General features: G+C 58.8%; 7 protein-coding genes. 3 read left to right on the forward strand and 4 right to left on the reverse strand.

The genetic code is table 11. The annotated features are described in order from the left end of the window. Nucleotides 1-150: 150 nt before the first annotated feature. On the forward strand, nt 151-846 hold the full coding sequence (locus tag EYC95_RS00330) for a pirin family protein (RefSeq protein ID WP_131058571.1): 696 nt from the start codon (nt 151-153) through the stop codon (nt 844-846). Between the two features lie 160 nt (nt 847-1006). Here the strand turns inward: EYC95_RS00330 and pgm are convergent, their stop codons facing one another. From pgm to EYC95_RS00350, 4 genes are all read right to left on the reverse strand, one after another. Next, nucleotides 1007-2653, reverse strand: coding sequence for a phosphoglucomutase (alpha-D-glucose-1,6-bisphosphate-dependent) (pgm, locus tag EYC95_RS00335; RefSeq protein ID WP_131058572.1), 1647 nt, complete (start codon nt 2651-2653; stop codon nt 1007-1009). A gap of 121 nt (nt 2654-2774) precedes the next feature. Continuing rightward, on the reverse strand, nt 2775-4175 hold the full coding sequence (locus tag EYC95_RS00340; protein ID WP_131058573.1) for a PLP-dependent aminotransferase family protein: 1401 nt from the start codon (nt 4173-4175) through the stop codon (nt 2775-2777). Between the two features lie 67 nt (nt 4176-4242). Beyond that, nucleotides 4243-5721 (reverse strand): hypothetical protein, encoded by a 1479-nt coding sequence (locus EYC95_RS00345; RefSeq protein ID WP_131058574.1) that lies wholly within the window; start codon nt 5719-5721, stop codon nt 4243-4245. Nucleotides 5722-6279: 558 nt separating this feature from the next. Beyond that, nucleotides 6280-7302, reverse strand: coding sequence for a zinc-dependent alcohol dehydrogenase family protein (locus EYC95_RS00350; RefSeq protein ID WP_131058575.1), 1023 nt, complete (start codon nt 7300-7302; stop codon nt 6280-6282). A 268-nt stretch (nt 7303-7570) separates the two neighbouring features. On the opposite strand from EYC95_RS00350, the gene EYC95_RS00355 reads away from it, so the two are divergent. Further along, entirely contained in the window at nt 7571-8488 is a 918-nt protein-coding gene (locus EYC95_RS00355) for a LysR family transcriptional regulator (protein ID WP_131058576.1), read from the forward strand. Nucleotides 8489-8799: 311 nt separating this feature from the next. After that, on the forward strand, nt 8800-10053 hold the full coding sequence (gene mexE / locus EYC95_RS00360; RefSeq protein WP_131058577.1) for a multidrug efflux RND transporter periplasmic adaptor subunit MexE: 1254 nt from the start codon (nt 8800-8802) through the stop codon (nt 10051-10053). Nucleotides 10054-10057: the final 4 nt, after the last annotated feature.

The following is a 10057-nucleotide window of genomic DNA, read 5'->3' on the forward strand; positions in this document are numbered from 1 at the left end:
TATTTAACATCAACTAATTCGATTGTATTGAGGCAATTTTTACGCTTTTTATCGATTGGTGTCTGATAGATGATGCCCGCCATCAACCACCGGTTCTCGTTTCGTGGCCCAGGCGCTCTGCCCCATGACGAACCTTTTCAGGAGACGATCATGCTTGAACTCAGACCTTTCAACTCTCTGGGCGGTGCCCACCATGGCTGGTTGGATGCCCATCACCACTTTTCGTTCGCCGAGTACCACGACCCGAAACGCATGAATTGGGGCAACCTGCGAGTCTGGAACGACGACGTGATTGCCTCGGGCACCGGTTTCCCGAAACACCCGCACCGGGACATGGAAATCATCACCTACGTTCGTGAAGGTGCAATTACCCACGAAGACAACCTTGGCAACAAGGGTCGCACCGAAGCGGGCGATGTTCAGGTCATGAGCGCTGGTACCGGGATCGCCCACAGCGAATACAACCTGGAAGCGGGCGAAACCAGGATCTTCCAGATCTGGATCATTCCGAACGAGTCCGGTCTGGCTCCTTCCTGGGGCGCCAAGCCATTTCCGAAAGGCCAGCGCGAAGGTTTCGTGACCTTGGCCAGCGGCAAGACGGGGGACGATCAAAGCCTGCGCATCCGTGCCGATGCACGACTGGTGGCGGCGAACCTGAAGGCTGGTGAGTCCGCCGAATATCGCCTGGACAGTGGCCGTCGCGCTTACCTGGTTCCGGCGACCGGTGTCATAGAAGTCAATGGCTTGCGTGCACACGCTCGAGACGGTGTGGCCGTGGCTGATGAACAGGTGTTGCGGGTGACTGCGGTTGAGGACAGTGAGATCGTGTTGGTGGATCTGGCTTGATGCAGTAAACGCAGGAAAAAAAAAGGGGCGACCGTTATGGTCGCCCCTTTTTTCATACACAAATGTGGGTGACTGTGCCGACGCTATCGCGAGCAAGCTCGCTCCCACAGGGTTCACGCAATCCTTGTGGGAGCGAGCTTGCTCGCGATGGGGCCCTCAATCACTTCGCAGAAATAGCGCCATCCACCAGGGTCTGAGCTTCTGCAACCAACTGCTTGAGGTGTTCGTCACTGACGAAACTCTCGGCGTAGATCTTGTAGATGTCCTCGGTGCCCGAAGGCCGAGCCGCGAACCAGCCATTCTCGGTCATGACTTTCAAACCACCAATGGCCTGGTCGTTGCCCGGCGCATGGCTGAGGATGCTCTGGATCGCTTCGCCGGCCAGTTCGGTCGAGGTGACCTGGTCCGGTGACAACTTGCTCAGCAAGGCTTTCTGTTCAGGATTGGCCTTGGCGTCAACGCGTACCGAGAACGGTTCGCCGAGTTCATCGGTCAACGCACGGTAGGCCTGGCTCGGATCGCGACCAGTGCGTGCGGTCATTTCTGCGGCCAGCAGTGCCGGAATCAAGCCATCCTTGTCGGTGCTCCAGACGCCACCGTCCTTGCGCAGGAACGAGGCACCGGCGCTTTCTTCGCCACCAAAACCCAGCGAGCCGTCGAACAGACCGTCAGCAAACCATTTGAAGCCGACCGGCACTTCGTACAGGCGACGGTCCAGACGCTTGGCCACACGATCGATCATGCCGCTGCTGACCACGGTTTTGCCCACGGCAGCGTTGGCGCGCCACTGCGGACGGTTCTGGAACAGGTAGTCGATAGACACGGCGAGGTAGCTGTTCGGCGCCAGCAAACCACCGGAGGGGGTCACGATGCCATGGCGATCGTGATCCGGGTCGCAGCCGAACGCTACGTCAAAGCGATCTTTCAGACCGATCAGGCCTTGCATGGCATGGCTCGACGATGGGTCCATGCGGATTTGCCCGTCCCAGTCGACCGTCATGAAACGGAACGTCGGATCGACCTGTTTGTTGACCACTTCCAGGTCCAGACGGTAATGCTCGGCAATCGCCGACCAGTAGCGCACCCCTGCTCCGCCCAGCGGATCGACACCCAGACGCAGCTTGGCGTCACGGATGGCGTCGAAGTCGATCACGTTGATCAGGTCGGCGACATAGGTATTGAGGTAATCGTGACGATGGGTCGTGCTGGCCTTCAGCGCCTGCTCGTAGCTGATGCGTTTGACGCCGGCCAGCTTGTTGCCCAGCAACTCATTGGCCTTGGCCTCGATCCACTTGGTGATGTGGGTATCGGCCGGGCCACCGTTGGTGGGGTTGTATTTGTAGCCACCGCTTTGCGGCGGGTTGTGCGACGGGGTGATGACGATACCGTCCGCCAGGCCCGAAGTTCGGCCACGGTTGTAGCAAAGAATCGCGTGGGAAATTGCCGGGGTCGGCGTGTATTCGTCACCCTCGGCGATCATGACGGTGACGCCGTTCGCTGCCAGCACTTCCAGGGCGCTGGCGCCGGCCGGAGTGGACAGCGCGTGCGTATCGATGCCGACGAACAGTGGGCCGTCGATGCCCTGTGCTTCGCGGTACAGGCAGATCGCCTGGCTGATCGCCAGAACATGCCATTCGTTGAAACTCAGGTCGAACGAGCTGCCTCGGTGTCCGGACGTGCCGAAGGCGACGCGCTGGGTAGAGATGGCGGCATCAGGCTGGCCGGTGTAATAGGCCGTTACCAGTCGCGGGATGTCGACCAACAGTTCTGCCGGTGCCGGTTTGCCCGCAAAAGGACTGAGTGTCATGCAAAACCTCTGGAATAGAGTGGTTCAGGAATAGGAACGCAGTTTACTGGCAGTTTGACCGCAGCGCGACGTTATCGATCCCGAGCGAAATGTTATCAATCTCCAGAGTCCCCGGCCCTGCTCAATCGATTGATTCCAGTCGCAACGCATCCCCCAATAAACCCATGGCCGCCGCGAGATCGTGGTCGCCGCCGAAGGTATGACTCAGGCGCAGGTGTTGCGCGTGTAACCCCTGAAGGCTGAACAGCTCTCCTGGCGCGATCACCACCTGGTGTCTGAGCAGGCGATGGAACACCCGGCGTACATCGACCTGGCGCAATGACCGGGCCCAGATCGTCGCACCGCCCAAGGGTTCGACGAAGTGCAAGGCATCGCCCAGACGCTCCTGCAACAGCTGAGTCATGTGCACTTTGCGATCCCTGAGCAGCCGTCGCAAGACCACCAGGTGCTGATCGATTCGCCCGTTGCTGTACAGCCGTGCGATGGCTTTCTGGCGAATCGGCGACAACCGGAACGAACGCAACAGGAAATGCCGCTGCAGTTCGACGCTCAGTTGCCGCGAGAGCAGATAGCCATAGGGCGCCTCCGGCCCGATGGATTTTTCAAAGGTGGAAAAAACAATCAGTCGATCCGGGTTCAGCAGATCGCGAAACCGCACGCCGTCTGGCTCGAATTCGAGTTCGCCGTAGCAGTCGTTCTCCAACACCCAACTGCCATGACGTTCCAGTAGCTGAGAGGTTGACTGCCTGTTGCTCTGGGAAGCCATACTTCCGCGCGGCATATTGAGACCGGATGAAAGCATGATCAGTCGCACCGGCTCGGTCTCCAGCAGTTGCGTCAGTTGCTCAAGGTCCAGGCTGCCATTGGCTTGCAAGGGCAGCTCGATGACGTGGACGTCAGCGTCCTGGAGCAAGCGCAGAATCGTCCAGTCGCAGGGCGATTCGACGACAACCTTGGCGTCTTTGAGACAAAGCACCGCGATCAGTATCTCCAGCACCCCACGCAAATCGGCGCCAATATAGACATCATCGGCGTGCCAGCAGCGTGACGGAGAGGAGGTATAGCGCGCGGCCAGGGCGGCGCGCAGCTCCAGTTCGCCGCAAGGTTGTGAAGTCGGTTGCGGCTGGCGCGGATACTGACGCAGCAGTTCTCTTTCCAGTAGCAGCAACGGACTGTCCAGGGGCTGTAACAACGCCGGCTCATCCGCGCTCAACACCAGCATTCCTGGACGCCTGGCATTCAAATAGACCGTCTCGAGCAGGTCATTGCCGCTGCTGAGCGGGCGAATGGACGACACGGGCAGCGCGTAGTAACCGGATTTGGCGACCGAATACACCCGACCTTCCTTTTCCAGCAGCGAGTAGGCGTACTGGATAGTGGAAATCGACACACTCAGACGGTCCGCCAACTGGCGCAACGAAGGAAGACGGACTCGCGTGTCGCTGACCGGCTCGTTGATGAGGTTGGTCAGGTAACGGTACACCGCCTGATATGCGAAGTCGGTTTCGCGTGGGCCCTTCATGGACAATGACCGAATACGCTACGCACGGCGCGGCGTTTGGGGGTGAACGCAGTAAAACCGGGCACTTTCAACGACCCATTGACCGTTCGCCATTCGCGGCGGCACCCGCGTCGATGTCCGACGCTTGCATTCCCGCATCATCGATTGCCGTGCCAGGTTCCTCGCCCCTGGCCACCGGCCCCATGCGGTAAAGCGTGCCGATCAAACTGACGGGTAACCCGCTGACGTCGACCATCCATTGCAGAACTTGCTCGGGCGCCGGGTTGCCCTGCATCGCTCGGTGCAGGTCAGGCAACGCCACGAGCATGCCGGGATGGCACTGGCGTAGAAAACGCTCAAGCGAGGCGCCGTTCTCGACGAAGGGTGCAAACAACAAGCACACCAGTTGAGCCTCGCTCAAACCGAGGTGCTTCTGGGCCTCGGCCGTCACCAATGCACGCTGATCGGACATTGGCGACGGCATGCCGAACGCCTCCATTGCCTGCTCGCAAAAGCGCTCGGGAATCTGTTTGCGACGCATCATGACCAAGGCTCGCTGCACGTGTTCGGCAAAGCCCGCTTCATACGTGCGGCCATGAACAAAACAGGCTTCCAGCCCCCGAACGTGCGCGAAAATCGAAAGGCTGACGAATTCGTTATCGCTGAGCTGAGCCGCCAGTTCGTCAGGTTTAAACCCGAGAAACTCGGTGAGCAGTGGCCAGCGATCTTCCAGGTTGCTGACCAGCATGTCGTGAATATCGATGAAGGTCGTGCGCCGACACGCCTCAAAACATTCGGCCGGGCGCCACTCGGCCTGTGTATGTTCAGGATAAAACTCGCGGTAGCAATCACTGCCCAGTTCATCCAGTCGTGCGAACAGCGCCTCGTAACCGGATTCAGGGTAACTCGACGCCTTGAGACCAGCCTTTCGAGCCGCACGGTTCAACCCATCCATGAATTGCGTTTGCTGACGAGGGGTATCGCTGCTGACCAACGCATCGACGCCCCGCTCCCAACGGGAGATTTGCCCATAAAACTCGCCGGCTGCCAGGTACCCGTCATCCCATAGGTCGAGCGGTCCGTTCCAGGCTCGACGGTGGCCAACCATCAATAGATTCAGGCGATTCGACTCGCGACCGGCTTCGGAAACCGGCGTCAGGTGGCTGAACGGCAGGACTTCCCGGTTATCGACCATCACCACTTCGACCCGAGGATCGTCGTAGAGAAACAACGCACTGCAACTGTGATGGATGTTTTCAAGGGCCGTCGCGCTTGCCCCGTTCGTGCGCAAGGTCGCCACTCGCAGCTGGAACGTCGCAGGCGCCCGACCGGCGATGCTCAATTGCGCGGCACGCAGCAGCGCAAGCGTGTAGCAACTGTCGCGGCTTCCTGACTGGATCGCCAACACCTTGTATTCGCCGATACGCTCCATGCCACCCGCGGCGACCACCAGGCGCTGAATCATCAGCTGCAATGCGGTGCGCTCGGCGCGTGAGAAAAAACTCAGCAAACGCTGCAGTACTTGCTGATAAACATAGTTCATTGCCTGCTCATGGGTATGGGTCATCATTGTTTACCTGTTACGCATAGGTTCGATGTCACGCAAACAACTGTATGCATTGCGCAAACGGCCGCCTGTCATGATTAAAGTGTTGTGCTTGATTTCAAATGCTAACACTTAGTTTTTGGTAATTATTTGAAATGAATCGAGCTTACTTGTGATCCCGCCAATGCGCGATCGCTGCAAAGCCCCGCAGAGCGGGCGTCTTGCGACCATCCGCGAGATCCTAGGAAATATCCGACAGCGTCCCACAGACATGTAGCACGAGAAATAAAGAAAGAAGTCGTCTTTAGTTTTTCGGCAATTGATCGATAACGCACTATTTGTTGAGTTTGTATTGCCGGAGCGCGATGAACAGTATCTATCCGATACCCAGCCATAGCTCATTCCTTGAGATGAAAGTAATCATTCAATTATCGTGGCTTACATAATGATTAGAAGATACAGATTGAGAGCAAAAACCAGTTCAGTTGCTGAACTGACCCATCGCAGGTGGACGGGACGTCTCGGATTTTCGGAGGGGGAATGAAAAAGTCCGTGCAAGCACGGACTGTTCCAGGGGTATCAGGCCGGTTCGACCTGGAGGGCGACCCGTTCGCGACACGGGCATTCGTCCATGTAACGGTGCGCCTCGACAAACTCGGAAAACGGGAAGACCCGAGTCTTGAGCGGCAGCAGCACGCGGTCAGCGGTCAGCTGGTTGATGTCACGCAAGGCACGTTGCAGTGCGACCTGGTCCTGAATGATGCCCAGTTCCGGCTTGCCGGTGAAGTTGCCGATACAGTGAACGAAAAACTGAATGTTCTTCTGGAACGCTGCGCAGGCCGGGAACGGCGTCTGGTTACCGCCTTGCAGGCCGTACAACACCAGGCTGCCACGAGGCGCGAGCACATCACCAAGCAGCGACATCTGCGGGCCGCCAAGGCCATCGAACACCACGTCCACGCCGCGGTTGTCGGTGATCTTGTTGATCTGCATCAGCAGATCCTGCTCTTCAGTGACGATGACTTTCTCGGCGCCGAGGGACAGCAGATATTCGCGCTCCTCCGACGTCTTGGTCGCGGCAATGACCCGAATACCCAGCGCCTTGCCCAGTTGCACAAAGGATGGACCGGCACAGTGGCTCGCGTCGGTCACCAAGGCAAATTGCCCGGGTTTGACCCGTGCCAGATCGACATAAGCGAAGTAGGCGATCAACAGTGGCGTGTAGTGCACGCTGGCTTCAATCGGGCTGAGCACGTCCGGATAACGGGTCAGTGCCGAGCGCGGCAAAACAATCTGCTCGCCGTAGACCGGATAGTCGTTGGGGCTTTCAGCCGGGAAGCTGGCGACCTTGTCACCGACTGCCAGGTCATCGACACCCTCGCCGACCGCCGTTACGACGCCGGACATTTCATGGCCAAGGCCAGAAGGCAGACGAGCGTGTGATGAGGCCAGATTCTGGCGCCAGAGAATGTCGTACCAGCTGATGCCAATCGCCTCGACGCGCACCTGCACTTCGCCCGGTGCAGGGAGAGCGGCCGCATGCTCTTCGCATTTGAGCACCTCGGCTGGACCAAACTTGTGAAAACGAATCGTGCGGGACATCGCAAACCTCGTCAAAGAAACCTCTAATGCCCTGAACTCTATCTGGGCTTTCTACCCAAGACTATCAGTGGCTATTAATAGTCGACATGCCTGTCATTGATTCCGCAGCATCCACAGGATCAACGGTTGTCGTAAAAATCCGGGTAGCCGTTCCAGGGAAACTGAATTATTCGGTGCAGAGTAGCAGCCTTTCCCCGTAAGATTCATGCCGGCCATTGTTCTCATATGGCCGCTCTCGTCAAGCTTGATGACTCTGCCAGGACTCCAGATGAATCGTAATGACCTGCGTCGTGTCGACCTGAACCTGTTGATCGTTTTCGAAACATTGATGCACGAACGCAGTGTGACCCGTGCTGCGGAGAAACTGTTCCTCGGTCAGCCGGCCATCAGTGCGGCGCTCTCGCGCCTGCGCGGGCTGTTCGATGATCCGTTGTTCGTGCGAACCGGGCGCAGCATGGAGCCTTCGGCCCGCGCGGTGGAAATCTTCGCCCTGCTCTCTCCGGCACTGGATTCGATTTCCACCGCGGTCAGCCGTGCGGCGGAATTCGACCCGGCGACCAGTACGGCGGTATTCCGCATTGGCCTGTCGGACGATGTCGAGTTCGCGTTGTTGCCGATGCTGCTCAAACGCTTGCGCGCCGAATCGCCGGGAATCGTACTGGTGGTGCGTCGGGCCAACTACATTCTGATGCCAAGCCTTTTGGCCTCGGGCGAGATTTCCATCGGCGTCAGCTACACCGCCGACCTGCCGGCCAACGCCAAGCGCAAAGTGCTGCGTCGCAGCATGCCGAAGCTGTTGCGTGCCGATACGGTACCAGGGCCGTTAAGCCTGGATGACTTCTGCGACCGCCCCCATGCGCTGGTGTCGTTTGCCGGCGACCTGAGCGGCTTTATAGATGAAGAACTGGAAAAGCTCGGGCGCAAACGTCACGTGGTACTTGCGGTGCCGCAGTTCAACGGGCTCAGCACGCTCATCAGCGGCACCGACATTGTCGCGACGGTGCCCGATTACACGGCTGACGCGTTGACAGCGGCTGGCGGTGTGCGGGCTGAAGACCCACCGTTGCCGGTGCGCAGCTTTGAATTGCACATGGCGTGGCGTGGGTCGCAGGACAATGATCCGGGTGAGCGTTGGTTGCGGTCCAGGATTCAGATGTTTTTTGGTGACCCGGATAGCTTGGCCTGATCCTGACCCTGTGTTGGGGCTGATGGCCCCTTCGCGGGCAAGCCTCGCTCCTACAGTCGATCGCGCCCACCTATAGGAGCGAGGCTTGCCCGCGAAGGGCGCAACTCGGTTTCAAGCCATTCCTTTGCATTACCTGCAACACTGAATTGTCATGAATCCAATTGATTGCTCCTCAACGCAAGGTGCATGCTAGAGGGCTTGCTTCAGACTCATATCATTCCGAATGATAGTTACCTTCGCTTCATTCGATTCGTGCGATACCACCCCGCCGCTCATCATCCGCCCATCTCAATACATTGGCGGATGCATCCATGGAACAGTCACTCAAACATTTGCGCTTCCCGTTGGCCATGTTGGCCGTACTGGTGATGAGCGCCTGCGGCAAGGCTCCGGAGTCTGCCGCTACCATGCCTGCGGCGAAAGTCAGTGTCGCCAAGGTACTGGAACAACCGGTCAACGAGTGGGACGAATTCACCGGGCGCCTTGAAGCGCCAGAAACCGTAGAAATTCGTCCAAGGGTCTCCGGCCAGATTGATGAAGTGGCCTTCACTGAAGGTGCGCTGGTCAAGAAAGGCGACTTGCTGTTCCAGATTGACCCACGTCCCTTCCAGGCCGAGGTCCGCCGCCTCGAAGCACTGGTTGCCCAAGGTCGCGCCAACGCCACCCGCAGCGAAAATGAAGCCCAGCGCGGCGAACGCTTGCGCACCAGCAACGCAATCTCTGCTGAACTCGCCGACTCGCGCACCAGCGCTTCCCAGGAAGCCCGCGCGGCCGTCGGTGCGATCCAGGCTCAACTGGACCTGGCCAAGCTGAATCTGAGCTTCACCCGTGTCACCGCGCCAATCAGTGGTCGCGTCAGCCGTGCGGAAATCACCGCCGGCAACCTGGTGACCGCCGATACCACCGCGCTGACCAGCGTCGTTTCCACCGACAAGGTCTACGCCTACTTCGATGCCGACGAACGTGTGTTCCTCAAATACACCCAGCTCGCTCGTCAGGGCAAACGCGGCGCCACCACCCCGGTTTACCTAGGTCTGTCCAACGAAGACGGCAACCCGCACCAGGGCGTGATGAACTTCGTCGACAACCGGGTCAATCCGCAAACCGGCACCATTCGTGGTCGCGCCGTGTTCGACAACACCGACGGCACCTACACCCCGGGCCTGTATGCCCGTTTGAAGCTGGTCGGCAGCGGCACCTACTCCGCCGTGCTGATCAACGACGAAGCCGTCGGCACCGACCTGGGTAAAAAGTTCGTGCTGGTGATGGATGCCGACAACAAGACTGTGTACCGCGCCGTCGAGCTGGGTCCGAAAATCGAAGGTCTGCGCATTGTGCGCAACGGCCTGAACAAGGACGACACGATCATCGTCAAGGGTCTGCAACGGGTACGTCCCGGTTCGCCAGTCACCCCTGAAGTGATCCCGATGGCCAGCGAACAAACCATCGCGGCACTCGCTCAACAACGACAAGCGCTGGAAGCCAGCAACCTGCCCCAAGTCGCACCTGCCAAGGTCGCGCCGGGTTCGGTTGTGAAACTGGCTGCTGCGTCTCCACGCGGTTAAGGGA

The organism is Pseudomonas sp. BGI-2, assembly GCF_004310295.1.
Classification (GTDB): Bacteria; Pseudomonadota; Gammaproteobacteria; order Pseudomonadales; family Pseudomonadaceae; genus Aquipseudomonas.